We start from the raw sequence: 25000 nt of genomic DNA, 5'->3' as shown, positions 1-25000 counted from the left end.
CAGCGACGGTCTCGGCTTCGGTCAAAACACAAGAGCGGCTTTAATTACAAGAGGATTAAACGAGATCACGAAAATCGGTTTGAAGTTGGGCGCCGATCCGATGACTTTTCTCGGACCTTCCGGAATGGGAGACTTGATTTTGACTTGTTGCGGAGAACAATCCCGAAATCGTACGGTCGGTTTTCGTTTGGGAAAAGGAGAAACCTTGGAGCAAATTCTCTCCAGTATGAACGAGGTCGCGGAAGGAATAAAGACTACTCAAAGCGCATACGAACTTTCACAGAAGTTGGGGATCGAAATGGCGATTACGAACGAAGTTTATAAAATGCTTTACGAAGGCAAGAATCCGAAAGAAGTTGTGAAAGACCTTATGAAACGCGATCTAAAGAGAGAAGGCGTTTTAGTTTGATCAACATTGAAGCTTCTTTCCTTTAAATTCCGTTTTTGTCTGCTCTTGAGTCTCGTATATTCTCATTCGATTGTCGCTCAAACAAAGCAGGAATTCGGATGGGCGAAAGGTGCGGACGGTTTTTCTTTCAATTTAAACGGAAGAACCGTCTTCCAATCGAACTCGGAGATCGATTCTTTTCCCGACAGTTTAAGTCTATTAGAAAAATCTGATTTTCTTTTTTTTGCGGGAGAATACTACGTTCTGAACAAGGACGTTCGGCGCTACGAGTCGCTGATCAAACTTACGAACGGGGCGGAACCCGAACTCGTTTTAGGAGGAATTCTTTTAAGAATATTAAAAGAATTGAATTTTAATTCCAAAGAGTCTTCCCGCAACTTGCTAATTCAGTTTTCCAAAAATGAAAGTTCTTCGTACCTCAAGGAATTGGCAAAAGGTTTCGAGTTCGTTGTGTTCGAAAAGAAATCTCCGGAAAATCTTAAATGTTCCAGGAAGGCTGTTTATTATTCCCTTTGTAAAACTCTACGTCTGAAAAAATATCTTTCCGATTTTTCTCCGAAGGCAAAATCATACCAAAGAGAATATCTGAATCTAAACCGAACGCTTGCTCCGTTCCTCGAAGATCCAGAACTAAAATACATCCCTTTTTTGAGTAATATCATCTACAACATAGCGGATGAACTCGCCGAACTCGGACTTTCCAGAGAAGCGGTTCACTTTCAAAAGATCCTCATCATCTCCGAAAATTTGAGCGGAAGAGTGATCGGTTACTCATACGAAAAACTGGCGTATTACTATTTGATCGGAGGGGATTTTATTTCCGCAGAGAAAGTTTTGGATTACATTCTCAAATATCGTCCCGACTTAAGAACCTCTTATAAAAATCATTTGTACCTAAAGTTAGGCACCATTGCTTATCTCAATCAGGAATATAAGAAATCTTTGGATTATTATTTGAACTTGGATTTTTTAGAATGGTCATCCACGATTTCAAATCCGTTTTTGGGGGAACCGATTTCGATCAATAGTGCGAGAGATTTGATTTCGATGGCGATCTGGAGATCGAAAAATTCCTTTAAAGCGGTCGATGCTCTCAAATCCGTTTCCACTCCGAAAAATTTAACCGAAGACGATTTGTTTACCCGACTCAGAATCATACAAATCCTGATGAATGACGAACCCGAGGTCGCGGGAAAAATGGCGACGGAAATCACTTTCTTAGCGCAGAGCAAGGGCTGGAAAAGAGTGGAATACGCCTCCACATTACTGAATGGATTCATTCATTACAAAAAAAACGATCTCAGAAAAGCGATCATAGAATTTACGAAAGCGTACGGAATCTTAAAAACCGCGGACCCGGTTTATACGGAAGAATGGATTCGGCTTACCGGTTTATTCTATTCCCATAAAGAATCCAAATCCTTAAGAACCGTGAAGAGCGCTTTAGACCAAGCGGTCGCGATTACGATCCACAGAATGCCGGACGATATGCTTCTTCAATTGAAAAATTATCTTCCGGTCGTTTACGGTGTGCGGGAATTTACGGACGCCGCAATCAACTACTACGCTCTTCACGGACATACAACAGAACTTCTGGGTTTTTTGTCTCGCTTGGAACAGAAAGAAACAATGGGAAACACTGCGTATCCGAATACTCTCGTTTCCATAATCGATACTAGCCAAAGAATCTCTTCGTTTCGAGGATTTTATCCCGGACCTAAAGAACGTTTGAGTTCGAGCCGATCCGAAATCCGAAAAACGGAGGTTATGCGACTTTTGGAAGAATTTGATCCGTTTCGAAATCAGGAGATCAAAAAATCCCGTTTACCCGTATTGAGCGTTTTTGTAAGAGATAAAAGAACTTATATTTTTTGGAAACCGAGTAATTCTCAGGAATTGGAATTGAAGGAAATTCCTTCCGAGTCCGCCTCTTCGTTCACCGTTCAAGTCATATTAAAATCTTTGATCGAGTCTCTGAATAAAAAAACTAGCATTCAAATTTACTTAAACGTTTCCGGAATGGAGTCTTTCGATTATCTCAAAAAAGAATTTCCGGACGTAGATTTCAGGTTATTTACTAAATTCAGTAGAAAGGGCGATAAAATTAAATCCGATCGTATTTACGTCTGTGATTGTAAAAACCCGGACCAACTATCAAGTTCTAATTTCCAAAAAGTAAGTTTCACACATTTTGAAGGAAATAAATTACTCGTTGGAAATCGTTCGATGATGGTTTGGAACTTGAAGGTAGAAGACAATTCTCCCGAAAATTTAAACGAATATTCTTGGAATTGCGGCGAAGAACAGATTCGTTTTTCAAGATTACACAGACGTTACGACTTTAGAAACACCCCACAACGACTGATTTTTACGAGGGATTCTCTGAGCGGAAACGGCTGGAAAGGAAGGTCGGAAGACTTTTTGGATTGGGTTTCTTTTTGGATCAATTCCGGAGTATATAGAATGTACTACGTTCCATCATTAAATTTAAATTCAGAATCGGACATAAACCTTTTGGAAAAACTTTCTCAGGAAACCAACGAATTGGGCGCCTCGTTTCATGGAATTCGAATTCGAAAACACATGGAATGAATTCGAAAAGCTGCGTTTTTTCAAAACGTTAGTCCCATAAAATCGAGTGTTTTTTCTTTTAAACGATCGACATTTTTCGACAATTCAAAGATCCTATCCAGTAAAATCACATGGACGCCGAAGGTAGTCAGTTCTATATTCCAACAATACTCAATTGCCGTTCCTCAAACCTAAAAATAGGGTTCATTTTAAATTCACACTATCTTAAATCTCATCTGATCTTTATTCTCTCACAATGGAATTAATCGGTTTTTTTATCATCGTACTACTTATATTCGCCAATGGATTTTTCGTTTCCGCAGAATTCGCTTTGGTTTCGATTCGTCCATCCCGTTTGGAAGAATTGATTAAGGAAAATAAACCTCTCGCGCTCGTTACAAAACGCGCCGCTCAAAAATTAAACGATATGTTATCCGTCTGTCAGGTCGGAATCACAATCGCCAGTCTTTTGTTAGGTTGGGTCGGCGAGGGATACGTTTCAAGATGGCTTGTTTTTCTCTTAGAAATGTTCGGATATTCCTCAAGCGAGGCGACAATTCATGGTTTGGCGATTACAGTTTCGTTCACGATTATCACGTTTCTTCATATTCTTTTGGGAGAACTTCTTCCTAAAACGATCGCAATTCAGAATACGGAAACGATCGCTCTTTTTATCAGCATTCCTTTATTCTTCTTTTATTATATATTCTATCCGATTACTTTTTTCTTAAACGAGTTGACTTCCTTTCTTTTGAGGTTGATGGGAATCCAAGCCAATAAGAGTAGAATGATGCACTCCCCCGAAGAATTGATGATCATCATAGAGGAACAAAATAAACAGGGGAAAATCGACCAGGAAGAATTTCAGATCATCCAAAACACGTTCCAGTTTTCGGAACATCAGGCAAAGGACGTGATGACTCATCGTTTGAGTATCATAGGAATTCCGCACGATACCATGATGGATTCCTTGATTTCGATCATCGCGGAACATCATTTTTCGAGATATCCGATTTATGAAGGCAACACGGATAAGATTATAGGAATCATTCACGTCCAAACATATCTTACTTGGTTATCCCATTCCAAAAAAGGAAGAAAGGAAAAAGTAACAGCCATTATGCAACCTCCGATTTTCGTCCCCGAGGGTCTTTCGATCGAAAAGGTGATGCAAAAACTCAGAGAAAACAAACAGCATATGGCAATCGTTATCGACGAATACGGCGGAGTTTCCGGCCTTCTTACTTTAGAGGATATCATCGAAGAAATTTTCGGACAGATCCGCGACGAAACCGACGATCACGAGACGGACCCGTTTCCCACGCAACATTCCGACAGTTTTACGATCGATGGGGCAGCGGAGTTGGACGATCTGAAAGAAATTCTCGTAGGTGTTCAAGAAGAAGAGATCAAGGACATTCGCACGATTGCAGGTTTTATTTTAGGTCGTTTAGAAGATATGCCGGAAGAAGGTTCCACGATTACTTTACAATCGGGAACTCTTACTGTCGAGAAAATGGAAGGGAATAAAATTCTTTCCGTACGTTTTACGAGAGTCGGTTTAGGCAATAAGGTTCAGTCTAAAAAATAAAATCGGATATGATATGTCTATGTCCAATTCCGGAAAAGAAATACTCATTGCTGTTTCAGGAAGTATAGCGGCCTATAAAGCCTGTGAACTCGTGCGGAATCTCACGAAAGAAGGTTATCCGGTAAATGTGATTATGACCGCACACGCGACTAAGTTTGTCGGTTCGATTACGTTCGAAGCAATGACCGGCAAAAAAGTTCGGGTTGACGAATACGAAGAGGGAATGGCTCATATCGATGCAAAAAATTCCGCCTCAGTGATTGCAGTGGTTCCCGCAACCGCGAACATCATCGGTAAGATGGCGAACGGAATTGCGGACGATCTCGTAACTTCCACGTATCTTGCGGCAAATTGTCCGGTGATCGTCGCTCCGGCGATGAATCCTTTTATGTACGCACATCCGGCGGTTCAGAGAAATTTAAAACGTTTAATGGACGACGGAATAATTCTCGCAGATCCTTCCAAAGGTGTGGTCATTTGTGGGGATGAAGGTTATGGAAAGTTAGCCGAAATTTCTTTGATTCAAAAGTTGATTTTGGACGTACACCAAAAAAAATCTTAGATAAAGAGAAATCAAAGTGGGATTTTCCAAGGCTATCATTACATCCGGACCGACGAGAGAATGGATCGATCCAGTTCGATATATTTCGAACGCTTCTTCCGGTAAGATGGGATTTCATATCGCCGAAGAAATCGGGAAATGGATCTCGAATGTCACTTACGTTCACGGTTTAGTTCAAGAAGAATATAAAAGTCCCATCGGAATCAAAAGAGTTTCCGTAGAAACTACTTTAGAAATGTGTGATATCGTTCTTTCTGAAATTCAATCCGACACTCTATTGGTTATGGCCGCCGCTCCGGCGGACTTCCGACCGGCCGAGAGTAAAGAAACCAAAATCAAAAAAGAGGATGGTCGTGAAACTTTGCTTTTGGAGTTTGTAAAAAATCCGGACATTTTGAAGACCGTGAGTTCTAAGATTTTGAAAGATACAATCCACGGTTGTTGTTTGGTGGGTTTTGCGGCGGAAACGAATTCACTGGAAGAACACGCCATCGGCAAGTTAAAAAGTAAGAATCTGGATTATATCGTTGGAAACTATGTCGGGAAAAATGAGAAAGGTTTTGGCGAAGGAGAGACGAGTGTGATTATTTATTCTTCTTTTGGAAAAGTCGCAGAGATAGGACCTTTTCCAAAAGAAGTCATTTCGGAAAAGATAGTTGAGTTTTTAAGAAGGGAAACTTCAAAGACATTCGTGAATTTGTAGTTAGGGAAACGACCTAAGCATGATTGGAATACTTGCAGTAGGCGGTAATATAGAAATGTTTACTTGAAATTGGAACCAATTACTTAATCCAAGAATTGACTGCCATTCGCACTGCAAAATATACGCCTTGTCGGTGAACTTGAGGGCGGAAGGGTAAGGATATTAAGTTTGTCGTCCTGCTACTTTTCCGTGACTGTGCTCTGAGATGGGAATTGCAATTTTGAGGATTGGTTAATATGGAATCTCTTCAAATTCGAAAAATCGAATCTATATCTGATATCGAAAATGCCTATCCCGCTTTTCGAGAACTGAGGCCGCATCTGACCGACAAGGAAGTATTTGTACAAATGGTGTTGCAGCAGATCTCTGAGGGGTATAGCATTCATGCTATTTGCTCGGATAAGGAAATTATTGCATGCATTGGATTTCGTTTTTTCCATATGCTAGCTTGGGGTAAAATTTTGTATATCGACGATCTGATTACGAAGCGAGATTTTCACGGTCATGGCTATGGGGATAAACTTCTTAAGCACGTCATTCAGATCGCAAAGGAGGAAAACTGTGACCAGGTGCACCTCGATACAGGTTATTTACGTCATGCAGCACACTTTGTTTATCTTCGGAATGCCTTTGAACTGAACTGCCATCATTTGGCCTTAAACTTGAGAAACCAACCAAACTGAATTACACACGGTGACCTGCTTTACCCATGTCGATAATCTTTCAAATTCGCACGAACTTCGGCTTCTCGCGGCGCTTCAGGATTGCTTCGCAACCTTCGCTTGGCCTTCGGCACATTTGCTTTGTCACTCGGCTTGCGCGACGTTCGCTAAGGCTCACTCAAGCCTTCGCTCCAATTCTTCCGCGTGCTTAGGCACGCTTCAGAACCGCAAACGTCGAGAAGCCTATTTCGTTAAGCGAACATGCCGCGGATTTATCAGATGATCAAAACTATTCAGTTTGAATAATTTTTAAGGCAAAGTTAAGCTTGACAATGTATCTCAATTGGGGAACAATTAATTTAAAGGTAATTGTAATGGCAAAAACAGCAATGATTCGAGCGAGAGTCGAAGGTAACTTAAAAAAAGACGTAGAAAATATACTCGATCATTTAGGTATTTCTGCTTCAGAAGCTATTAATATTTTTTATCATCAAATTAAACTTAGTAAAGGATTACCTTTCCCGGTTAAAATACCGAATAAAGTAACTCAAAAAACATTTGAGTCTACAGATAAAAAGAAAAGTATAAAGTCTTTTAAATCTAAAGATGAACTATTTAAGAAGCTGGAGATATGAAATTCGCTCCTGGCTATACTACACAATTTGATAAAGATATAAAGTTACAGAAAAAACGTAAAAAGGACTTAGACAAACTTAAAGGAATAATGTCCCAGTTAATCGATGGTATTCCATTAAGTCCAAAATACAAAGATCATAAATTAACCGGGAATTATAAAAATCGGCGTGAATGTCATATTGAACCGAATTGGCTTTTAATCTACAAGTTAGATGGCGATTCAATCATATTTGAAAGAACTGGAACGCATCCTGATTTATTTGATTAACTTTATTTAAGTTACGCGGCACGTCGCTTAACTTCGTCTCCTCGCTCCGTTCGAGATTTGCTCCGCAAACTCTCACTCCGGCTCCGCACATTACTTTGTCACTTCGGTTCGCGAGACGGCGCTAATGCGCCTCGAACCTCGTGCCAACCGCGTCGCGCTCAAGCGCTTGCGGCCGCAACGTCGAGGAGCCTATTTCGTTATGCGCCATCCGCGCAAGGAGGAGGAAAAGCGTGAACGACAAATATCGCTCTTTCAATTTAGTATTTGCCGAAAAGCATATGGGGTCGGAACGAGAGCATTGTTTCTCCCCGGCGGCATACTGCTTTGATTGTTTTACTTTCGCCCCGGCACAGGCCATTGTCGTAGTCGCCTTCTGGGCTCGTTTGCAAATGCCATTCGGCGGCCCCAATACTCCTCTCCTTGATGATCACTCCTTGGACTCTAAACTACGCGAAAATTCGTTCCGCCTTTCTCCGGACCAAGTGAAAGCGCTCACCGCGTGCGCCGCTGGCGTTGACCTTTCTCCCGGTCTTAGTCAGTACTTCGATGAGACACATGCGCCGCTCCCGGAATATTTTCTGTCCCTCAGTTGGTCGGATCGCCCGCGCTCGATCCTACGCTCACATGGGGTCGCGCCGGCTATCAACCACCTGCTACCATGTATTCGTGCGATAATTGCAGAAAACCGCGAACACATTGGCGGTAAATCCCTGTGGCCGGATCCAATGCTCGTCTCAGCCCTCCAGGATTGTTGGCGTTTTGACAGTAGACTGCCATCAGTCACGGCAAGCTCAAAAACAGTCCTACCCATTGAAATAAACCGGAAACGTGAACCCCTCTTGTAGAGCTCTCCTTGCGCGGACAGCGCATAACAACAAATTACCGCTTCGCGCAAGCTTCGGCAATTCGAACACGTTAGGCGACAGAGCATGCAAAATAATTTTTAATAACAATGATTTAAAAAAGAAGGGGAGATTCAGAAAAATTTACTCTGTTTCAATAATATCTTTGAAAGCATTTATTAGCTTTGTCTGTTTTTGAGGAGTTAATTTAGTTAATTTTTCAAGAAATTGAATATGTTCTTCTTTAAGTTTATTAAAGACATGTTCTTCATCGGGTAAAAGCATTTTCCCATTGCCAGTTAGCAACCAATCTACCGAAAGGTGAAAAGCATTAACGAGCTTAATGATAAATTCACTTGAAGGAATACTTCCATTTTCGACATGAGCAATGTAAGAGCGATCGATGTCTGCTTTCTCGGCCATTTGCTTTTGCGAAAAACTTATACTTTTACGAAAGTACAATAATCGTTCTCCGATACTTTTAGAATCTACTCTCACAACGTAAGGATTAGTAGCATTCATTAGGTTTAAAGCATAATTCCTCACAAAATTTCAGAATATGTGATAATAAATAACATTTTCTCTTGACTTGGTCTCATTATGTGGCATATATTCACATAATGAATTCTAATGTGATAAGGAGAAAAAAATGGCATATTCACCGAGATTAACTCTGGAATCTTCACGAACGTTGCGCAGAATTGCTTGGGCTTTAGGTAAACCAATGACTAAGACGTCCGAGGATATTATTGCATTTTTAGCAAATACATTGAATGAAGATTCAATTTGCCAAACGTGTCGAGATAAGACCAAATGCGGGACTTGCCATTTTAGACCTGAAAATCGAAGTTCTAAAACTCGAATTGCATCGCTAATGAAAAGTTAAAGGGCATGCTCCATCGCCTAACTGCGGCTTCTCGCGGCGCTTCGGGATTGCTCCGCAACCCTTGCTTGGCCTTCGGCACATTTGCTTTGTCACTCGGCTTGCGAGACGCGACTAATGTCGCTCAAGCCTCGCGCCAATTCTTTCGCGTGCTTAGGCACGCTTCAGAACCGCAAACGTCGAGAAGCCTATTTCGTTAGGCGAACATTTTTGCCAAGGCTTCTCAGGTTGTTTTCGCCGCGTCCATGCGGCGATTAAAGCCAAAATTTTGTAAAGGTTTAGAGATTGACAATACCCTATTAAATAGGGATAATTGATTTATTGAAAAGAATATTCATTCACCTTCCGGATTTCGATCTATTTTGGAAGAAAGCTGGACTTGCTGATGAAGAGTTAAAAGAACTTCAGGAGTTTCTATTAGAAAATCCGAAGTATGGTCCAGTTATTAAAGATTCTAATGGAATCAGAAAGATACGATGGAAAAAGAAAGGAATAGGTAAAAGTGGGGGAATTCGAGTCTTTTACTTAGATATTGAGGAATTCTCAGTATTATTCCTAATAACACTTCTTGAAAAGAATGACAAAGAAAATCTTTCTAAGAAAGAATTAACGATATTATCAGATTTAGTAACTTCTTTAAAAGAAGCGATTCAATCAAAGAGAGCGCGACATGAAAAAAGAAAGTAGCAAGTTATTTAATAGTCTTTCTAAAGGACTTAATGAAGCCATTGAATACACTAAAGGTAAAAAAGTTCCGGGTGTAAAAGCGCAGATTATTGAAATTCAAAAATTACCAACATTCAAAGGTAAAGAAATTAGAAATATTAGAACTAATTTACATCTTACTCAAAATACTTTTGCTCAAGCATTAGGTGTTTCTGCCAAAACAATAGAGGCTTGGGAATCGGGGAAAAACATTCCACAAGGTCCGGCTCAAAGAATGTTATTTATTCTCAAAAATAATTCTAAAGCATTAAATATTTTAGGAATTAAAAATTAAGAAACGCCAGCCGTCCTTGGCTGGCTATAATGTTTATTAAATTTAAGGAAAGTAAAATGGGATATAAAGCGTTAATTACATTAGATTTACCGAATGCAACTGATGAAAACCGAAAGAAATTTTACGAATCATTGGAAAAAGATAAGTGGACAAAAATAGGTGACTTAACCACGGCTTGGAAGGCATCATTTAACGATGATGTTGAAAGAGAAAGTGCAATTAATGTTTTGAAATCAGATTTGAATAAAGCTAAGAAAAACAGCGATATCTCAAAATATAGATGCGCAATGCAAGTTGGAAAGGATGCTGTGGAAATTTCAAATGGTTAGAATATCCCGAACGCTTCGCGATCGGGAAGCAGGATAAACCATTTTATACTTCTTCATACCCTCGTTAAAACTGCTTCGCAGATTTTACTCGGGCGGAATTTTTCGATCCAATAGAATCATTATTTAGAAAATACAGAATAGAAATACTCAGGAGGTTTATTATAAAGTCTGAATAGCCTACAAAAGTCTTCAATCAATAATCGATGCTCGCCAGATTCAATCTTCGAAATGTAACTTTGATGCCTTCCGAGTTTCTTTGCAACTTGAGCCTGAGTTAAATTAGCTTCGATCCTCGCGGTTCTAAGCCGATCAAAGAACGCCTTCTGTTCTTCCTTTGATATTTCTCTTATATTTGAATTTGCCTGTTTTTCGAAAGACTTTAGAATTGTGGTTTTAAGTTTTCTAATTAAAAGATGGAAATCCTTAAAGAATATGTATCCCACGGTATGCTGCGTTCACTTTTTGTCAACAATGCCGCATTATACCGTGCGTGGAATTAGAAGAATTTTTACAAAAAGTCGGAAGAAATATTCAGAAAGTGCGTAAAGAAAAAGGATTTACTCAGGAAAGCATGGACGAAGGGGATTATGCTGTTCCGGTAAGAACATTACAAGATATTGAAGCAGGACGAGCCAATTTTACTGCGAGTTCAATATTTAAACTTTCTAAGCAATTGAAAGTAAAACCAAAAGATCTTTTAGATATTTAAAAAATTAAAAGTACTATTACTACTCATCCCTACATAATAGAGTGTCCAAAATTCTACATCTAAACGGGGATTTGTGCTAAAATTGGCGGTACTCCTTTATGTAGAGATCAGTAATCGTCTCCGCCGTCCTTGGCGTCGCCAATTAGACTTCGGGGCGGCGGCACAGCAGATAACTAAAAATTGTCGCTGCGCTTCGGGTTCGCTTCGCGCCCCTTGCTTGGGCTCCGCCACATTCGCTTTGTCACTCGGCTTGCGAGACGCGACTAATGTCGCTCAAGCCTCGCGCCAATTCTTCCGCGTGCTTAGGCACGCTCCAGAAACGCGAACGTCGACAATCACTTGTCGTTAGTTGCAATAGCCCTAAAATTTATAGAAAAAGCAGGGACATTTACCTATAAATTTTAACGAAAGAAACTTATTTCTAAATCATTAAATTTGATTCTAAAAAATTGCTGACAAATTCTCAAAAGTATATACAATGTATATATAGTTAATTTATGGAATCAATTATTCAAAAATGGGGTAATAGCTTAGGAATTAGAATTCCAAAAGCAATGGCAACGGAATTAGAGTTAAATGACGGAAGCCACGTTGAATTACAATATGAAGGGGATAAAATTGTAATCTATCCAATGAGAAAGGCTTCTCTAGAGGGGAAACTTTCTAAAATTACGAAACAAAATCTTCACTCTGAAATTTCAACGGGTACTTCAATAGGTAAAGAAGCTTGGTAAAGGGTAAGAAATATATTCCTGAAAAAGGAGATATAGTTTGGCTCAACTTTACTCCTCAGGCAGGTCACGAACAAAAAGGTCGTAGACCAGCACTAGTCTTATCACCTAAAGAATATAATTTGAAAACTGGATTAGCAATTTTTTGTCCGATTACTAGTAAGATTAAAGGTTATCCATTCGAAGTAACAATTAAATCGAAGAAAATTGATGGGGTAATTCTTTCTGATCAAGTGAAAAACTTAGATTGGACCATCCGTGAAGCAGAGTTCATAGAATCGATAAACAAGTTTTCTTTGAAAGAAGCTTTAGATAATATTAAGTTATTAGTGTTTTAATTAACGGGCTACTGCAACTAACTTCGTCTCCTCGCTTCGTTCGAGATTCGCTCCGCAAACTCTCACTCCGGGCTAAAGCCACATTGCTTTGTCACTTCGGTTTGCAAGACGTTCGCTAAGGCTCGCTCAAGCCTCGTACCAATCCTTTCGCGCGTTTAGCGCGCTCCAGGACCGCAAACGTCGAGAAGCCTATTTCGTTAGTTGCAATAGTGGCTAAAATTTATTTTGAAAGCAAAGCTTGAGAGTTTGAAGTTTTTATTAAAGAAATCAACAGAAAAGAGGCTGATAATAGTAAATTTTACTTGAAATTCAATTTAAGCTGTATATCTTAACGATATACAAATGGAATTACCAAATTTAAGCCAGATCATAGGTTTCGATTGGGATTTAGGTAATATTGAAAAGAATTGGAAAAAGCATAAAGTAAAACCTGGCGAAATAGAAGAAATCTTTTTTAACAATCCTTTACTTGTCGTTCCAGATGATTACCATTCAGGAAAAGAAGATCGATATATTGTTTTAGGAATTACGAATGAAGGAAAAAAGTTATTTGCGGTAATAACAATTCGAAAAGAGAAGATTCGACCTATTTCAGTTCGAGAAATGACTCCTCGGGAAAGAAAAATCTATGAAAACTCGTAAAAAAATACCTCATTTAAAATCAGAAAGTTCTGAAATTGATTTTTGGTCTAAGAATGATTCTGCGGATTATATTGATTATTCAAAGGCTAAAAAAGTATCTTTCCCAAATTTAAAGCCTACAACAAAAATGATCTCCCTGCGATTACCTGAAGCATTAATTGATAGATTAAAAGTTATGGCGAATAAGAAAGATATTCCGTATCAATCTTTAATAAAGCTTTTACTTTCAGATAAAGTAGAGGAAGAGCTAAAAAGATAGGTTGGTTTAAAGCAACTAACTGCGTCGTTTCGGAATTGCTATAGCAATCCTCACTTGGTCTCCGGCACATTGCTTTGTTGCTTCGACATCATTCCATTGGTGAAGTCAGAGAAATTGCACGATTCCTTAATCTAATTTTAGGCTAACTTTTTTAAACGCTAACTTTGGCTTAGCTTTTAGGTAAAAAATGAGATATTATAAATTTATTGTCTGTATAATGATTGCTTCTTTACCCACTTATTCCGATGGAAAGACAGATTGTGTTCGATCAGAGCCGACTTCTACTATCGCTTCTAATAGCCCTCTTAAAATTAAGAGACTTGTTTCTAATATAGAATCTTGGGTTTATAAAGAAGAAATCGAAGTAGATCCAAATACTAAATTGTTAATTGAGAACAAAGGCTGTGAATCTTATTGGATCGAATATAAAATTACGATTCTCAAGTCTAAAAAAGACAAAAAGAAACCCTACAGGAAACTAATCAGTATACTTGAATTAGTAAGTCGATTTAACGAATCCGGAATAAATCTCAAAAAAATTATCTCAATTTTAAAATCAACACCGGAAAGTCGAATTTATAACAAAGAAATTTACATTTCAGATAATGAATTCGGTGAATCCTTTACGCTTGAGAAAGAAAGAGACAGGGATAAGGTAAAATTCATTTTGTCAGCTAATATCGGATTATAAATTTAAAGTTCAGCTTACATCGCCTAACTTCGACTTCTTGCTTCGTTCGTCGCTCACGGTCCCCGCTCGGACTCCCACTGCAGACTTCGCCACATCGTTTCACTCAATTTACTACGCTGTAATACAAGAGACTTACAGTAATAGTAAGTTCGTGACCCTTTCGTGCACAAGCCGCTCGGATACTCAACGTCGTTTACGCTAGTCCGTTAGGCGACATTTTGAGAACAGTTTCTGAATTCAAGATCCGATTGAGGAGATTCTCGGATTAATAAAATAGAGTGCAAAAAGACTAAATTTAAGAAATAATATCGATTGACAATAGTATCGAATTCCAGCAATATTAATTGTGATTAGTTCTTTCAAGTCGTCAGAAACGGAAAAAGTTTGGAATCAAGAGTTTTCGAAGAAATTACCTAATCAAATTCAAAAGATTGCGTATCGAAAATTAGTTATGATAGCACGATCAAAGAATATTGAGGATTTAAAGATTCCACCTTCTAATCGTTTAGAAAAGTTATCAGGTAACAGATTAGGCCAATATAGTATTAGAATTAATGATCAATGGCGCATTTGCTTTAAATGGAAAGAATCAAATGCTTATGATGTTAAAATAGTCGATTATCATTAGGAGTAGTAATAAATGAAAAAAATTCCAAATGTTCACCCTGGTGAAATTCTAAATGAAGAGTTTTTACTTCCAATGAATATAACTGCCTATCGTTTAGCAAAGGAAACAAAGATAAATCCAACGCGAGTGAGCGAAATAATTCATGGGAAGAGGGGAATTACTGCCGATACTGCTTTAAGATTTTCTAAATTCTTTGGAAATTCGGTAGAGTTTTGGATGGGAATTCAAGACGAATTCGAAATCAGAGAGGAACGTGATAAAATATCAGCTGAGCTTAAAGAGATTAGAAATTATAAAGAGCTTATTAGCGCTTAGATATCTCAGAACGTCGTCTAACTGCGGCTCCTCGCGGCGCTTCGGAATTGCTATCGCAATCCTCACTTGGTCTCCGGCACATTGTTTTGCCACTTCGGCTTGTAAGACGTTCGTACCCCCCCCCCGCGCGCAAAAGCATTCCGCGAAACATCAAGGAGACTTTTTCGTTATCTACCAGGGATTACGCATGAAACATTTCGAGCTTCCCGTTTGATAGACGGAAAGATTTAATACTTTTATTAAGTCCGTTAAACAATGCTGGAAATCATATAAAGCAGCCTACGAAGTCTATTTATCTGATAAACCAATTCGAAAAATTCATCAATGGAACTGTCTAAACCATTAAATGTTCGTACAGCGGGATTCCTATCGGGCGAAAAATTCGAAACGGCTATTTTCATAAGAACCTGTTCCTCGTTAGTCTTTTCTTACGGAAAAAACTGGTGAGGAACAAAAACACAGAACGCGCCCTATCTCGCGATCCTTCGAAAGTGAGATTTGAGTTTAGGAAGCGTTCTGTTGAGTTTCCGCAGCTTGATCTTTCTGACAAAATAAACTGGAGTTTTAGGACAAGCTGTAAAATTTACAACGCAGACGATCAAATCGCTCTAAAAAAAGGAGAAAAACATGACGAAATCAAAGAAAAAGAACAGTCCGCTGAAGCAGAAACCTGATGAAACAAAAGTTAAATTCGTGGGTGCTCCGTCGCACAGCATAACACCTTTTCTCATGTTCAACGCGAACCCCGAAGAAGCGGCAAATTTTTATGTATCGATCTTCAAGAAATCCAAAGTTATTAGGGCGAACGCGATGCAGGCCGATTTCATTCTGAACGGCCAAAGGTTTTTTTCCTACAATGGCGGACCTGAATTTCAATTCAGCTGGGGCGTCTCATTTATGATCAGCGTAGAAACGCAAAAAGAGGTCGATTATTATTGGAACGCCCTTCTCGCAGACGGCGGTAAAGAAAGTATGTGCGGCTGGATTCAGGATAAATACGGTATGTGGTGGCAGGTAACTCCTAAAATTCTCTTGCAACTTATATCGCATAAAGATCGCGCGAAGGCTGAGCGCGCAACACAAGCGATGCTGAAGATGCAGAAAATTGACATCGCCGCGCTTAAGGCTGCAGCCGGCTAAAACGGCTTTTACTTTTTGCCCCGCAAGAAAAACGCTATGTTCGCTTCGAACTTCCGCCTCAGATAACCTCGGCTTCTCGCTTCGTTCGGGATCGCTCATGCGACCCCGTGACAGTCTTCGACACATTCGCTTTGTCACTCGGTTTGCGAGACGTAACGTCGAGAATCCATTTCGTTGGCCACAAGTTTCCAAAATGCTATTTTTAACATGAGAAAAGGACTTGAAAAAGAGCCACAGTGGCCATAATCAAGTCATGAAATCCGTAGGAATAAGAGATCTTAAAAACAATCTAAGTAAATATCTTCATTTAGTAAAAGCCGGAGAGACAATCGTTATTACAGAACACGAACAAGTAATAGCGGAAATTAAAAAGCCTTCTGAATTTCTAAACGATTTAAAGAAACGTTCTTATATTTATTTAGAGGAGCAAAATCGAATAGGGAAAGTCAAGTTAGCAAAAAGAAATAAATCACAAATTGATTCGATCGTTAAAAGATATGCCGAAAAAATGCCAAGAATAGATTGGGAAACTATTCACAAAGATTCTCGAACCGATCGTTTCTAACGATGATAGTTTATATAGATTCAAGTGTTTTATTGTCAATCATATTCCAAGAACGGACTTTAGATAAATCAATTACGATGTGGAAAACTTTTGAGCTTAGAGTAAGCTCAATACTCTTAGAAGCAGAATGTAAAATTAGCATCAAAAGGGCTTACTTTCATAATAAAAAGAAACTTGGAACGGCTTGGAAAGAAAGTAAATTAACTGAACTCGATAAACTACTTGAGGAGATCAATCTTAAAAATTTAGATTCGTTAACAATGGAGAATTTGAATAACAAGGATATTCTTTCTGGTTGTAGAACTTTAGATGCTTTACATTTGTCAACGGCTATAGAATTTCGCAATGAACTTGGTGAGGATTTACATATATTTTCGTATGATAAAGAATTCAATAAAGTTGCGAATGAATTAAATTTTAAAACTATATAAGCGAAACCAATCGTCTAACTGCGGCTTCCGAGACGCGACTAAGGTCGCTCAAGTCTCGCGCCAATTCTTTCGCGCGTTTAGCATACTCCAGAGCCGAAAAATATTTCGTGAAATTATGGTTAGGCGTTACGCCTGCAAAGCACCGTTTAAAAGAAATGAAACATTATTTAAAAATATTATTCCTGATTCCGATTTTTCTCGTTTCTGTCCGATTGAACAGCGAGTCTTTCATCGATAAACTTAAAGAAGGCGATTTAATATTTCAGGAAACCTTCTCCGAACAAGGCAAGGCTATTACTCATTCTTACATAATGGAGTGTCCAAAATTCCGCGCCTAAACGGGGATTTGTGCTAAAATTGGCGGTACTCCTTTATGTAGAGATCAGCAAAATAGCCACCAAATCGCGATTACACATGTCGGAATAATCCTTAAATACAAAGAAAAACTAAGAGTCTTAGAAGCCGTCGAGCCGGTAAAAATTACTGAAATCCGTAATTTTATTTCGAGAGGAAAAAATAAACATTTTGTAATTAAAAGGTTAACCAATTCGGAAACGATTCTAACCGATGAGAAATTAAAATTAACGAAATCCATCGGGAAACACTATGACATTTATTTCAATTGGTCCGATGAAAAGATCTATTGTACAGAATTAGCTTGGAAAATATTTAAGAAAGCATTGAACATTGAACTCACTGAAGATAAGAGATTCAAGGATTTCGATCTAAGTAATTCCGCGGTTAAATATCTGATGAAGAAGCGATACCGAGAAAATATTCCACTAGATGATTTTGTCGTTTCTCCCGCCGATATGTTTTTATCTAAGAAATTAGAAACAATTATGGAAGCGAATTAAATGAAATGAGCCTTCGCATAATTTCAGTTTTCGCTCCGTTCGACGATTCACGGTTTCCGTTTGCGCCGCAACGTTGAGAAACCCATCGTTAGGCTACCGTTTTGAAAAAAGCATGAAGTTTCTTTTAAACGAATCCGGCCAGTTTTTCTTGATCTTGGGCGAGAAGAATTACGGATTCACAATAAGTTTCCCAATCGGTCCGCCCGGAAACAAAATCGAGATAAACGGATTCTAACAAAAGAAAAAACATAAATTACCTCTTTTCTACAAGATCGAACCGATTTCGGATTTTCCTTGAGTTCTTTTTCTTGTGGTAGATAATCGGGGAACGTCGTTTAATGTTCCTATGTCTCTTGCTCTTTCCGAACTTCGGATCCGAAATCTAAAGCAAAACTTAGAATCTTCTAAAATACCTTTTAAATCGGAAGTACGCTTAGACATTCTATCTTCATTTAAGATCGGCGGAATTTGTCCGGTGGTTGTCGAACCTGAAAATTCGGATCAGGTCTTGGAAGCACTTTTTATTTTTCACAAATCCGAAATACCTTGGAAAATTCTTGGAGGAGGTTCGAATCTTTTGATCTCGGATCATCCGGACAACTTCGTCACTTTGCGTTTGTCCGGCAAATTTAAAGAATTTGAATCTTTAGGAGGGGGGAAATTCCGAATCGGATCGGCGACCAATACTACGCCGACATTTCGACAAATTTCACAATCGGGTTATACGGGAGCCGAGTTTTTAAGTACGATTCCGGGGTGGACAGGCGGAGCGGTGATTCAGAATGCAGGCTGTTATGGAGGAGAACTTTTTGATTTGATTCAAACCGTTGAATTTTTGAGAAACAACGAAGTATTCGTTCGTAAACCCTCTGAAATCAAACATGGTTACCGATTTACAGAATTTTTAAACGAAAAGAATTCCATCATCTTAGGAATTGAAATCCTTCTCAAAGAAGGAAATTTAGAAGAAATCCAAGTGTCGTTAAAAGAGAAAAGAGATAGAAGAAATTCTTCTCAGCCTGAAAACAAAAAAAGTGCTGGCTCTGTTTTTAAGAATCCCAAAATTTTTCGAGAGAATGGAAAGGAAATCAAAGCTTGGGAATTGATCGACCAAGCCGGTTTAAGGGGACAAGTAAAAGGTGGGGCTCAGATTTCTCCCGAACATTGTAATTTTATCGTAAATGTAGGAACTGCAACCGCTGCAGATGTGAACTACCTGGTCGAACTCATTTTAGATAAGGTTTTCCAGACTACCGGAGTTCGTTTAAATCGAGAAATCGAATACTTCGGTGATATACCCTGATTTCCTTTCGAAGTTCCGGCTTTAAAGTTATTATTAACGCGAACTTGACATGAGTTCTGTCCCAAAACTGGGACAGAACTTTGCAGCTTGATTTTTCTGACAAAGTAGAAAACTCAAGTGCCGATGCTCTCTAAGGGTCGCTTCCGCAGGTTTTAGGACGCGCCGTAAGAGAAATTTTTTCCAAAGTAAAAGTTTGCCGGGTTTTGTTTAAAATTTACGAATATACATTTGTCCGCTTTCAGTAATAGAGTTGTTGAAAAATTAATTCTCTATCCGTTTCTGCCCTATTGAAATGGACGTTTGAAGCAGTTTTGCTAATCTGAATCATGGAATTTTTCAACAACTCTAATCTATTTTTTGAATAGAAGTTTCTGCTTCTTAATAACTCATGTTTTTTTAGGAAAAAATGGAGCTATACCCGATAGAAATCTGTCTAGTTCTTTTACGTCAAACTCAAGCACGATTTACGATTACGGAAGAATTTCAATCTTTAGAAGAATACATCGAAAGATCCGCTTCGTGAATCAGTTCATCCAATTTCTGAAGAGAACCTACAGACATACCCCAAGTAAAATGAAAAGGAGGGTTATTCTCTTTACATTTTCTCAAAAGAATTGACATCGCTTCCTGAAACCTATTCTGGGTTTGAATGATCTTTTCCTTATTCTCATTTTGAAAAAGAATCAAAAATTCGTCCCCTCCAATTCTAAAAATTTTATCCGTTCCTCGAATAACATAACGTAGAACATTTGCAAAATGGCAAAGGACTTGATCCCCCACCTTATGACCGTAGGTGTCGTTGATTATTTTAAAATCATTCAAATCGAGAAGAGCAACTAACGCAATATGGTCTTCTACTCTTCTATCGGACCATTCATTCTTAAGATGATTTAACTTATTACGATTAAATACTCCCGTTAAGGCATCTCGAAACGCGAGAACCTTCGTTTCTTCGAATTGATTGGAATTTGCCAAGGAAATCGCCGTAAAGTCTGCAATTGTTTGAAGAATGACCAAATCTTCCGGAGTAAAAGAGGAACCATCAAATCGATTTACTAACTCGATGACTCCATAAACTTGTCCCCTGAAAATCATAGGAACGGCAATGATCGTTTTTGTTTCAAAGCCGGTTTTTTCATCGACTCTTTTGGAAAATCTCGGGTCATTTTTCACATTCTCCACGAAAATCGGAAACTTCGTTTGAACAACGGAACCGGCGATTCCTTCTCCGGACTTCAGCCGAATACTCTTGATACGATTGAGTTCAAGACCCTCTGCGATTAGGAAGAATAATTCCCCGGAATTTTCATCGTATCGCATAAGACTCCAGTTTTCAGGACTGAAAAACAAACGAACTTCTTCCATGACGGCATCTAAAACTTCTTGCTGTTCCAGGGAAGAAGTAATGATTTTCCCAATGGAGGAATATAACTTTACCAGTTCTGGCTTCGAGTCTTTTATAGTCATTTGCGTTTCTTGCTCTTTCGGCGAATTGTTCATCATTGCTTTTTTATTCGAATACAAACTTTAAAGATCTAAAATTGTCTTAACAAAACTCCGTCTTTTCGAGGAAATCTCTAACCATACAGATGTCTATTCCAAAATTTATCTACCTATATTCTAACGCCGTTTCATGTCTTTATAAATTATTTTTGGAATAGACTTGAGTCATTTTATATTTCGGTTTAAATAAATTGTCTTTAAGCGTTTGATTTTTGAGGAAATTTCCCTCTTTTAAGACGATTCATAAACAAAGGCTTTGTACATATAATGAATCGATAGTTACCGTTGCTTTTTCGTGAACTCATATGTTCAAATATACTTTCTTTTTCATTGGTGTATCTTTTCGGTTTTTTCGTTTCGGATTAAAAATCTGTCGTAAAACCCTATAATGTGGGAACTACTTCAAGAATTTAAGAATGAAAAAGTCTGTTCGAAAACCCATAAACTCTACCTAAGGAACGTAATCTGTGGAAACTCCGAGCTCTTTTACAAACTATCTGAAAGCCGATTTATTGTAAAATTTTGAAGCAGGTTTTGAATACGACTTTTGTATTTAATACACTGTTTGTAGTCCGAGCAAAGTCGGGGAAGATACGTCATTTTATCCGAGCAAAAAGTTACTTATATGTATACAATAGTGTGTCCATTTTGATTTCGAGGATCACTCGATTCTCATGAATTTGGTTTTACGGATTTCTTTAAAAAATTTTTCTATTTTTGTATTTCCGGGACACGCCCTAAAGGCCTATCAAACATGATTAAAGTTTCCTAATCCGTCTCTTTTAAAAGTAAACCATCCTCGAATTCAGAACCTCTGTGCGGAAAAGCCTGTTCATAAAATAATGCGGCAAACAATTCGAAATCTTCATCGGCCTCTAACGAATTTTCTTCCCAATATTCGTTTCTTCGTTTAATCAATACAGAAATCGTTTCGTCTTCGAGTGAAAATTCCTCTTCCGCTTCGTTAAGTTTTCGAATCAACCAATTGAGATTATAAATCGTGTAAGGCCCTAAAAATTCCAGAGTAGCGACCGTAGGCTCCCATTTCATCAAGGCTTCCGTATGAAACAAAGGAATTCTCAAATCGTAAGGATCCTTTGTTTTTAAGAACTGTTTGTAATTTGCAGATATTGATTCCAAAAAAGAAAACGTATTCATATAACTGTTTCGAATCAGAATTTCTTTTTCGGGATAGCGGAACATCACGTCTAAAACGTCTACAAATTCTCCTTTGGAAATCGCATCTTTTAAAATCGCGTCTGCGGGTCTTGGAATCGGATCGACTAACCTTACAAATAAATATTTTACTTCGTAAGCGAATCTGGATTCTCGAGGAATATAATATTCGATCCAAATCGGTTCTTTATAATAATGAATGAGTTCTTTTTTGGGAAGATCAGGAGTTACGCTCAGGGACTTTAATTTCTTAACGTCGTCCGTGATTACTTTTTTTCCCTCAACCCTCGTCCTGGATTTTTTGATCTGTCGTAGTTCCGACTTATTCAGTAAGGGTTTGGGTTTGAACGGTTCCATAGTATGTATATCGGTTCGGGAAGAATCGAATCTGAATCAAGACCTACGAGATAAAAATCAAGAATTTGTAGATACAACGCAATCGCCCTTTCACTAGATTCATTACGTTATTGCGGCTTCGTATTGTAACACCCATACATCCGCCAAACTCGTATAACTCGCAAATGTCCAATAGTTCATAGCAGACATATCTGGGAAATACACGGCGTTAATCGAAATACCTACAATGTCTAAGTCCAAAATTGTTTCAACTTCGTGTTCGATTTCCATAATCGAAACCGTGAAACGCGTTACGGGCGGGTACGTGACCCAACTCAAACTGCTCGGCGCTTCGGTACACCGGTTTCTCCTTACCCGCAACTCTCCTCTACCAAATCCGAAAGATTTTTGGAGTCCGTATCCCATTACGTTAGAACGAATAGAGAGAATTTTTGTTCGCATTAAATTTGATTTACCTATGGGATAAAATCTGCCCCTATTACCGATCTCTATACAACAGAGAATTTAAAAATTTGTATTTGATAGAAATAAAAAAGAATTTGAAATTCGAATTTCCCAAAGGGGTAAGTTCCTATCGTTTTGTTGAACTGATGCCGAATGCCTTACCCGTTACAACTTCCTTTTTAACAAGTTCTTGTATGGGTATGTTCTGAAATATCGTTCATTGATTCCACGATTCTTTGTAGTTTGGCGACAAGAGAAGAACTCATTCTCATAAGAACTTGTCCAGTCTCAATTTCGCAATCATATTTAAGAATCTTAATATTTCAAAAAAGAATTTAAAAGAAAAAATACGCGATCCAAATTCTCAGGAAAAAACTCAAAGGGTTCATGATCCCCGAATCCGCAAAACGGATGGTTCCGGTTTTATCCAGAATCGCAAAAGAAGGATACGCGTTTACCTTCCATTCTTTTAACAAATACGGATTCGCGGAAATGATCTTGAATTTCAGATCATGTTCTCGGATGTATCGATCGAGTTCTTTCGAATCCTCCCCTTCTTCCACGGTGACAAAAGAGAATCGGAAACTTTCTTCCAATCGACCCGCATACCATTTGATCAAAGGAAGATTTGCGGAACAGACTCCGCACCAAGTCGCCCAGAAATACGCGACTACGACTTTCTCTTCGGAATCGTATTTTCCACCGTCCACGAAATTCAAGCCGTTCAACGATTGAGAAGGCCTTAGATCAGAGGCTTTAAAGATTGATATTACGATTGTAACGGTTAGAAATAAGGATATCCACAGTGCGGCTACCGCGCCTTTTTTCAGAATTTCTTTCATCGTTTTTAAATTCGTTCTATATTCAGAAATCGTTACATTCAATCCAACATTCGTTCAAAAAGTTTTGTCCTATTAGAATCCTTTAGCGGAAACAAGAGTCGACTCAAACACCGTCTTTCAAAATTTGCGACTGCAAATCATGTTTTCTTACGGATTGTAATCGAACCAATTTTTCCGGTCAAAGATCGAATCGGATTCCCTTTCCAAAATCGGAATACATAATCGTTATCACCAAAGCGACCCAGATCAAACCGGCAAGTAAAACTCCCCAATCAGAAAGAATCGCTTTTGTAGGATTATGACCCATATTCTTGATATAGATGATATACAAAGATCGAAAGATCGCATACACGACAATCGGAATCGTATAAATCAAACGGTCTGTTCCGAGGTTAGCAATCGTAGCAGGACTAGTGACGTAAAGAACATAACTCATCAAAGTCATCGTAGCTACCATTCCAAGCATCATATCGAGGAAACTAGTTGAGTATTCGTCCAAAATTTTACGATGCCCCTTCGCGTTTCCTTCCAAAATGATGAGTTCCCCTCTTCTTTTGGAAAATCCCCAAAAGAGCGCGAGCATAAAAGTACACAGTAAAAGCCAAGAGGAAAAAGTCACATGAATGATCACGGAACCCGCAATCGCACGGATCACGAATCCGATGCTGATACTCATTACGTCCAAAATCACCATATGTTTTAAAAATCTGCTGTAAAGCACATTGAACACGAGATAAAAAGCAACCAATCCGAAAAATACCGGATGCAATAAATACGCCATGATTAAAGACAAAGGAAGTATGATTGCCGTGATAAAAAGAGCAAACGAAGGATCCAACTTCCCGGAAGCTAACGGTCTATGTTTTTTTTCGGGATGTAATGCATCTTCCTTACGATCCAAATAATCGTTCAGAACATACTGACAACTAGCAACAAGTGAAAAAAGAAAGAAAGCCGAAATGACTCGTTGCACCGACTCCGGATCGGTCAGCTTCTTAGCGAAAATAATGCCCGCAAAAATGATTACATTTTTGATCCATTGATGAACCCGGAGTAATTTCAAATATTGTAAGAGCATAACTCGGTTATATTCTGGATATCCTTCAAATCATCAAGGAAAATCCAAGAATCCCACCGAAACATATCGAAAGACCCTTAAGCAGTATCAAATCGATAAAAGAGGTTCTATCAGACTTTGGCTTCTCGTTTTGTCTGGACGGAAACATCGATAAAATCTACCTCGAATCCATACTTCCAACGATCGAGAAAAATCATCCGACCTGAATTTTTAATCCGTCGTCCTTTCCTCCTAAGTCTCCCAACCCAGAATGACCCGTAAACGCGATCAAAAGTGTGAAAGTTCCGACTCTCCCCATAAACATAAGAGCGATGTAGAGAAATTTCTCTAAGTCGTTCGTATAAGCCGTCATTCCCAGACTTAAACCCACAGTTCCAAATGCGGACATCACTTCGAAAAAAATGGTTTCGATTCCGTATTTGTTTCCGTTTGCAAGGGTGATTAAAAACATAAATACGACCAGAGAAATGGTGGCAAGAAAGTAGATTCGAGTGGAAATAGCCACCGAATTTTTAGAGACGTCTTCTCCCCAAGC

At 38.7% G+C, this 25000-nt stretch carries 33 protein-coding genes and 2 pseudogenes (2 of these 35 running past the window's edge); 26 read left to right on the top strand and 9 right to left on the bottom strand.

Features of this window, described 5'->3' with window-relative positions; all coding sequences use genetic code 11:
- The 9 genes from LEP1GSC062_RS02515 to LEP1GSC062_RS23550 all read left to right on the top strand — a co-directional run.
- A protein-coding gene (locus LEP1GSC062_RS02515) for an NAD(P)H-dependent glycerol-3-phosphate dehydrogenase (RefSeq protein WP_010577036.1) crosses the window boundary here: on the top strand, positions 1 to 409 show its final stretch. It extends 599 nt beyond the left edge of the window; the window shows 409 of its 1008 coding nt (coding positions 600-1008); the start codon falls outside the window, past its left edge; its stop codon occupies positions 407 to 409.
- Between the two features lie 6 nt (positions 410 to 415).
- Entirely contained in the window at positions 416 to 3001 is a 2586-nt protein-coding gene (locus LEP1GSC062_RS02510) for a tetratricopeptide repeat protein (RefSeq protein ID WP_039940917.1), read from the top strand.
- A 235-nt stretch (positions 3002 to 3236) separates the two neighbouring features.
- Positions 3237 to 4571 carry a hemolysin family protein gene (locus LEP1GSC062_RS02505; RefSeq protein ID WP_010577037.1) on the top strand — a complete coding sequence of 445 codons (1335 nt, stop codon included), beginning with the start codon at positions 3237 to 3239 and terminating at the stop codon, positions 4569 to 4571.
- A gap of 19 nt (positions 4572 to 4590) precedes the next feature.
- A complete protein-coding gene (locus LEP1GSC062_RS02500; protein ID WP_020983278.1) occupies positions 4591 to 5133 on the top strand; it encodes a phosphopantothenoylcysteine decarboxylase in 543 nt (180 codons plus the stop codon).
- A 16-nt stretch (positions 5134 to 5149) separates the two neighbouring features.
- Complete coding sequence (locus LEP1GSC062_RS02495; protein WP_010577039.1) at positions 5150 to 5836, top strand: phosphopantothenoylcysteine decarboxylase domain-containing protein; 687 nt, start codon at positions 5150 to 5152, stop codon at positions 5834 to 5836.
- 236 nt (positions 5837 to 6072) lie between these two features.
- A complete protein-coding gene (locus tag LEP1GSC062_RS02490; protein ID WP_020983184.1) occupies positions 6073 to 6519 on the top strand; it encodes a GNAT family N-acetyltransferase in 447 nt (148 codons plus the stop codon).
- Positions 6520 to 6872: 353 nt separating this feature from the next.
- A complete protein-coding gene (locus LEP1GSC062_RS02485; RefSeq protein ID WP_020983224.1) occupies positions 6873 to 7133 on the top strand; it encodes a type II toxin-antitoxin system RelB/DinJ family antitoxin in 261 nt (86 codons plus the stop codon).
- Positions 7130 to 7402 (top strand): type II toxin-antitoxin system YafQ family toxin, encoded by a 273-nt coding sequence (locus tag LEP1GSC062_RS02480; RefSeq protein ID WP_010577042.1) that lies wholly within the window; start codon positions 7130 to 7132, stop codon positions 7400 to 7402. The genes LEP1GSC062_RS02485 and LEP1GSC062_RS02480 overlap by 4 nt, the downstream gene beginning before the upstream one ends.
- 230 nt (positions 7403 to 7632) lie before the next feature.
- Positions 7633 to 8247, top strand: coding sequence for a hypothetical protein (locus tag LEP1GSC062_RS23550; RefSeq protein ID WP_010577043.1), 615 nt, complete (start codon positions 7633 to 7635; stop codon positions 8245 to 8247).
- A gap of 141 nt (positions 8248 to 8388) precedes the next feature.
- Here the strand turns inward: LEP1GSC062_RS23550 and LEP1GSC062_RS02470 are convergent, their stop codons facing one another.
- On the bottom strand, positions 8389 to 8766 hold the full coding sequence (locus LEP1GSC062_RS02470) for a helix-turn-helix domain-containing protein (protein WP_010577044.1): 378 nt from the start codon (positions 8764 to 8766) through the stop codon (positions 8389 to 8391).
- A 682-nt stretch (positions 8767 to 9448) separates the two neighbouring features.
- Between LEP1GSC062_RS02470 and LEP1GSC062_RS02465 the strand changes: the two genes are divergently transcribed.
- From LEP1GSC062_RS02465 to LEP1GSC062_RS02455, 3 genes are read left to right on the top strand one after another with little or no spacing between them, the layout of a single operon-like run.
- A complete protein-coding gene (locus tag LEP1GSC062_RS02465) occupies positions 9449 to 9814 on the top strand; it encodes a type II toxin-antitoxin system RelE/ParE family toxin (protein WP_010577045.1) in 366 nt (121 codons plus the stop codon).
- Positions 9798 to 10127, top strand: coding sequence for a helix-turn-helix domain-containing protein (locus LEP1GSC062_RS02460; protein WP_010577046.1), 330 nt, complete (start codon positions 9798 to 9800; stop codon positions 10125 to 10127). Before LEP1GSC062_RS02465 ends, LEP1GSC062_RS02460 begins: the two co-directional genes overlap by 17 nt.
- 56 nt (positions 10128 to 10183) lie before the next feature.
- Positions 10184 to 10456 carry a hypothetical protein gene (locus LEP1GSC062_RS02455; RefSeq protein ID WP_010577047.1) on the top strand — a complete coding sequence of 91 codons (273 nt, stop codon included), beginning with the start codon at positions 10184 to 10186 and terminating at the stop codon, positions 10454 to 10456.
- A gap of 119 nt (positions 10457 to 10575) precedes the next feature.
- Here the strand turns inward: LEP1GSC062_RS02455 and LEP1GSC062_RS02450 are convergent, their stop codons facing one another.
- Complete coding sequence (locus LEP1GSC062_RS02450; RefSeq protein WP_039940965.1) at positions 10576 to 10890, bottom strand: helix-turn-helix domain-containing protein; 315 nt, start codon at positions 10888 to 10890, stop codon at positions 10576 to 10578.
- A gap of 56 nt (positions 10891 to 10946) precedes the next feature.
- On the opposite strand from LEP1GSC062_RS02450, the gene LEP1GSC062_RS02445 reads away from it, so the two are divergent.
- The 12 genes and pseudogenes from LEP1GSC062_RS02445 (at position 10947) to LEP1GSC062_RS20860 (ending at position 17762) form a co-directional block, all read left to right on the top strand.
- Entirely contained in the window at positions 10947 to 11165 is a 219-nt protein-coding gene (locus LEP1GSC062_RS02445; RefSeq protein WP_020983254.1) for a helix-turn-helix domain-containing protein, read from the top strand.
- Between the two features lie 497 nt (positions 11166 to 11662).
- The gene (locus LEP1GSC062_RS02440; RefSeq protein WP_039940905.1) at positions 11663 to 11899 is read left to right on the top strand and encodes an AbrB/MazE/SpoVT family DNA-binding domain-containing protein; all 237 of its coding nucleotides are present in this window, start codon (positions 11663 to 11665) and stop codon (positions 11897 to 11899) included.
- Positions 11893 to 12234, top strand: coding sequence for an endoribonuclease MazF (gene mazF / locus LEP1GSC062_RS02435; protein WP_010577051.1), 342 nt, complete (start codon positions 11893 to 11895; stop codon positions 12232 to 12234). The genes LEP1GSC062_RS02440 and mazF overlap by 7 nt, the downstream gene beginning before the upstream one ends.
- Positions 12235 to 12576: 342 nt before the next feature.
- On the top strand, positions 12577 to 12876 hold the full coding sequence (locus LEP1GSC062_RS02430) for a BrnT family toxin (RefSeq protein ID WP_010577052.1): 300 nt from the start codon (positions 12577 to 12579) through the stop codon (positions 12874 to 12876).
- Entirely contained in the window at positions 12863 to 13135 is a 273-nt protein-coding gene (locus tag LEP1GSC062_RS02425) for a BrnA antitoxin family protein (protein ID WP_010577053.1), read from the top strand. The genes LEP1GSC062_RS02430 and LEP1GSC062_RS02425 overlap by 14 nt, the downstream gene beginning before the upstream one ends.
- A 187-nt stretch (positions 13136 to 13322) precedes the next feature.
- Entirely contained in the window at positions 13323 to 13826 is a 504-nt protein-coding gene (locus tag LEP1GSC062_RS02420) for a hypothetical protein (RefSeq protein ID WP_139357252.1), read from the top strand.
- 346 nt (positions 13827 to 14172) lie between these two features.
- Complete coding sequence (locus LEP1GSC062_RS02415) at positions 14173 to 14454, top strand: type II toxin-antitoxin system RelE/ParE family toxin (protein WP_010577055.1); 282 nt, start codon at positions 14173 to 14175, stop codon at positions 14452 to 14454.
- Between the two features lie 12 nt (positions 14455 to 14466).
- Positions 14467 to 14769 (top strand): HigA family addiction module antitoxin, encoded by a 303-nt coding sequence (locus LEP1GSC062_RS02410; protein ID WP_010577056.1) that lies wholly within the window; start codon positions 14467 to 14469, stop codon positions 14767 to 14769.
- A gap of 627 nt (positions 14770 to 15396) precedes the next feature.
- Positions 15397 to 15909 carry a VOC family protein gene (locus tag LEP1GSC062_RS02400; RefSeq protein WP_010577059.1) on the top strand — a complete coding sequence of 171 codons (513 nt, stop codon included), beginning with the start codon at positions 15397 to 15399 and terminating at the stop codon, positions 15907 to 15909.
- 220 nt (positions 15910 to 16129) lie between these two features.
- Positions 16130 to 16474: a type II toxin-antitoxin system Phd/YefM family antitoxin gene (locus tag LEP1GSC062_RS02395; RefSeq protein WP_010577060.1), complete on the top strand. Its 345-nt coding sequence runs from the start codon at positions 16130 to 16132 to the stop codon at positions 16472 to 16474.
- A 2-nt stretch (positions 16475 to 16476) separates the two neighbouring features.
- Positions 16477 to 16905, top strand: a complete 429-nt coding sequence (locus LEP1GSC062_RS02390; protein WP_010577061.1) for a PIN domain-containing protein — start codon at positions 16477 to 16479, stop codon at positions 16903 to 16905.
- A gap of 155 nt (positions 16906 to 17060) precedes the next feature.
- Positions 17061 to 17762, top strand: a pseudogene (locus LEP1GSC062_RS20860) (YiiX family permuted papain-like enzyme).
- A 124-nt stretch (positions 17763 to 17886) separates the two neighbouring features.
- Here LEP1GSC062_RS20860 and LEP1GSC062_RS25250 read toward each other — a convergent pair.
- Positions 17887 to 18012 (bottom strand): hypothetical protein, encoded by a 126-nt coding sequence (locus LEP1GSC062_RS25250; protein WP_002630182.1) that lies wholly within the window; start codon positions 18010 to 18012, stop codon positions 17887 to 17889.
- A 96-nt stretch (positions 18013 to 18108) separates the two neighbouring features.
- On the opposite strand from LEP1GSC062_RS25250, the gene murB reads away from it, so the two are divergent.
- Positions 18109 to 19065 carry a UDP-N-acetylmuramate dehydrogenase gene (gene murB / locus LEP1GSC062_RS02380; protein WP_039940902.1) on the top strand — a complete coding sequence of 319 codons (957 nt, stop codon included), beginning with the start codon at positions 18109 to 18111 and terminating at the stop codon, positions 19063 to 19065.
- Between the two features lie 483 nt (positions 19066 to 19548).
- Here the strand turns inward: murB and LEP1GSC062_RS02375 are convergent, their stop codons facing one another.
- The 3 genes from LEP1GSC062_RS02375 to LEP1GSC062_RS02365 all read right to left on the bottom strand — a co-directional run bounded on the left by LEP1GSC062_RS02375 (position 19549) and on the right by LEP1GSC062_RS02365 (position 22542).
- Positions 19549 to 20568 carry a sensor domain-containing diguanylate cyclase gene (locus LEP1GSC062_RS02375; protein ID WP_020983289.1) on the bottom strand — a complete coding sequence of 340 codons (1020 nt, stop codon included), beginning with the start codon at positions 20566 to 20568 and terminating at the stop codon, positions 19549 to 19551.
- A gap of 768 nt (positions 20569 to 21336) precedes the next feature.
- On the bottom strand, positions 21337 to 22101 hold the full coding sequence (locus LEP1GSC062_RS02370; protein WP_010577067.1) for a hypothetical protein: 765 nt from the start codon (positions 22099 to 22101) through the stop codon (positions 21337 to 21339).
- A gap of 102 nt (positions 22102 to 22203) precedes the next feature.
- Complete coding sequence (locus LEP1GSC062_RS02365; protein WP_010577068.1) at positions 22204 to 22542, bottom strand: hypothetical protein; 339 nt, start codon at positions 22540 to 22542, stop codon at positions 22204 to 22206.
- Between the two features lie 53 nt (positions 22543 to 22595).
- On the opposite strand from LEP1GSC062_RS02365, the pseudogene LEP1GSC062_RS23830 reads away from it, so the two are divergent.
- Positions 22596 to 22820, top strand: a pseudogene (locus tag LEP1GSC062_RS23830) (IS982 family transposase); the annotation flags it as partial.
- Between the two features lie 60 nt (positions 22821 to 22880).
- On the opposite strand, the gene LEP1GSC062_RS02355 reads toward LEP1GSC062_RS23830, so the two are convergent.
- From LEP1GSC062_RS02355 to LEP1GSC062_RS02345, 3 genes are all read right to left on the bottom strand, one after another.
- On the bottom strand, positions 22881 to 23387 hold the full coding sequence (locus LEP1GSC062_RS02355; protein WP_039940961.1) for a TlpA family protein disulfide reductase: 507 nt from the start codon (positions 23385 to 23387) through the stop codon (positions 22881 to 22883).
- Positions 23388 to 23565: 178 nt separating this feature from the next.
- Entirely contained in the window at positions 23566 to 24465 is a 900-nt protein-coding gene (locus tag LEP1GSC062_RS02350) for a decaprenyl-phosphate phosphoribosyltransferase (RefSeq protein ID WP_020983192.1), read from the bottom strand.
- Between the two features lie 193 nt (positions 24466 to 24658).
- On the bottom strand, positions 24659 to 25000 hold the final stretch of the coding sequence (locus tag LEP1GSC062_RS02345; protein ID WP_039940959.1) for a TrkH family potassium uptake protein. It continues 1278 nt past the right edge of the window; 342 of the gene's 1620 nt are visible here — the last part of the coding sequence; the start codon falls outside the window, past its right edge; it ends in the stop codon at positions 24659 to 24661.

Origin of the sequence: Leptospira alexanderi serovar Manhao 3 str. L 60 (assembly GCF_000243815.2) — a bacterium.
Lineage (GTDB): Bacteria > Spirochaetota > Leptospiria > Leptospirales > Leptospiraceae > Leptospira > Leptospira alexanderi.
Note: the sequence above shows the minus strand (reverse complement) of the source record. Positions and strands in the feature narration are given on the sequence as shown.

Bases quoted from the DNA above. Each gene is read 5' to 3' on its own strand.
- LEP1GSC062_RS02505 (WP_010577037.1), top strand. From the start codon at position 3,237: ATGGAATTAATCGGTTTTTTTATCATCGTACTACTTATATTCGCCAAT.
- LEP1GSC062_RS02500 (WP_020983278.1), top strand. From the start codon at position 4,591: ATGTCCAATTCCGGAAAAGAAATACTCATTGCTGTTTCAGGAAGTATA.
- LEP1GSC062_RS02490 (WP_020983184.1), top strand. From the start codon at position 6,073: ATGGAATCTCTTCAAATTCGAAAAATCGAATCTATATCTGATATCGAA.
- LEP1GSC062_RS02485 (WP_020983224.1), top strand. From the start codon at position 6,873: ATGGCAAAAACAGCAATGATTCGAGCGAGAGTCGAAGGTAACTTAAAA.
- LEP1GSC062_RS02480 (WP_010577042.1), top strand. From the start codon at position 7,130: ATGAAATTCGCTCCTGGCTATACTACACAATTTGATAAAGATATAAAG.
- LEP1GSC062_RS02470 (WP_010577044.1), bottom strand. From the start codon at position 8,766: ATGAATGCTACTAATCCTTACGTTGTGAGAGTAGATTCTAAAAGTATC.
- LEP1GSC062_RS02460 (WP_010577046.1), top strand. From the start codon at position 9,798: ATGAAAAAAGAAAGTAGCAAGTTATTTAATAGTCTTTCTAAAGGACTT.
- LEP1GSC062_RS02455 (WP_010577047.1), top strand. From the start codon at position 10,184: ATGGGATATAAAGCGTTAATTACATTAGATTTACCGAATGCAACTGAT.
- LEP1GSC062_RS02440 (WP_039940905.1), top strand. From the start codon at position 11,663: ATGGAATCAATTATTCAAAAATGGGGTAATAGCTTAGGAATTAGAATT.
- LEP1GSC062_RS02430 (WP_010577052.1), top strand. From the start codon at position 12,577: ATGGAATTACCAAATTTAAGCCAGATCATAGGTTTCGATTGGGATTTA.
- LEP1GSC062_RS02425 (WP_010577053.1), top strand. From the start codon at position 12,863: ATGAAAACTCGTAAAAAAATACCTCATTTAAAATCAGAAAGTTCTGAA.
- LEP1GSC062_RS02420 (WP_139357252.1), top strand. From the start codon at position 13,323: ATGAGATATTATAAATTTATTGTCTGTATAATGATTGCTTCTTTACCC.
- LEP1GSC062_RS02410 (WP_010577056.1), top strand. From the start codon at position 14,467: ATGAAAAAAATTCCAAATGTTCACCCTGGTGAAATTCTAAATGAAGAG.
- LEP1GSC062_RS02400 (WP_010577059.1), top strand. From the start codon at position 15,397: ATGACGAAATCAAAGAAAAAGAACAGTCCGCTGAAGCAGAAACCTGAT.
- LEP1GSC062_RS02390 (WP_010577061.1), top strand. From the start codon at position 16,477: ATGATAGTTTATATAGATTCAAGTGTTTTATTGTCAATCATATTCCAA.
- LEP1GSC062_RS25250 (WP_002630182.1), bottom strand. From the start codon at position 18,012: ATGTTTTTTCTTTTGTTAGAATCCGTTTATCTCGATTTTGTTTCCGGG.
- murB (WP_039940902.1), top strand. From the start codon at position 18,109: ATGTCTCTTGCTCTTTCCGAACTTCGGATCCGAAATCTAAAGCAAAAC.
- LEP1GSC062_RS02375 (WP_020983289.1), bottom strand. From the start codon at position 20,568: ATGATGAACAATTCGCCGAAAGAGCAAGAAACGCAAATGACTATAAAA.
- LEP1GSC062_RS02370 (WP_010577067.1), bottom strand. From the start codon at position 22,101: ATGGAACCGTTCAAACCCAAACCCTTACTGAATAAGTCGGAACTACGA.
- LEP1GSC062_RS02365 (WP_010577068.1), bottom strand. From the start codon at position 22,542: ATGCGAACAAAAATTCTCTCTATTCGTTCTAACGTAATGGGATACGGA.
- LEP1GSC062_RS02355 (WP_039940961.1), bottom strand. From the start codon at position 23,387: ATGAAAGAAATTCTGAAAAAAGGCGCGGTAGCCGCACTGTGGATATCC.
- LEP1GSC062_RS02350 (WP_020983192.1), bottom strand. From the start codon at position 24,465: ATGCTCTTACAATATTTGAAATTACTCCGGGTTCATCAATGGATCAAA.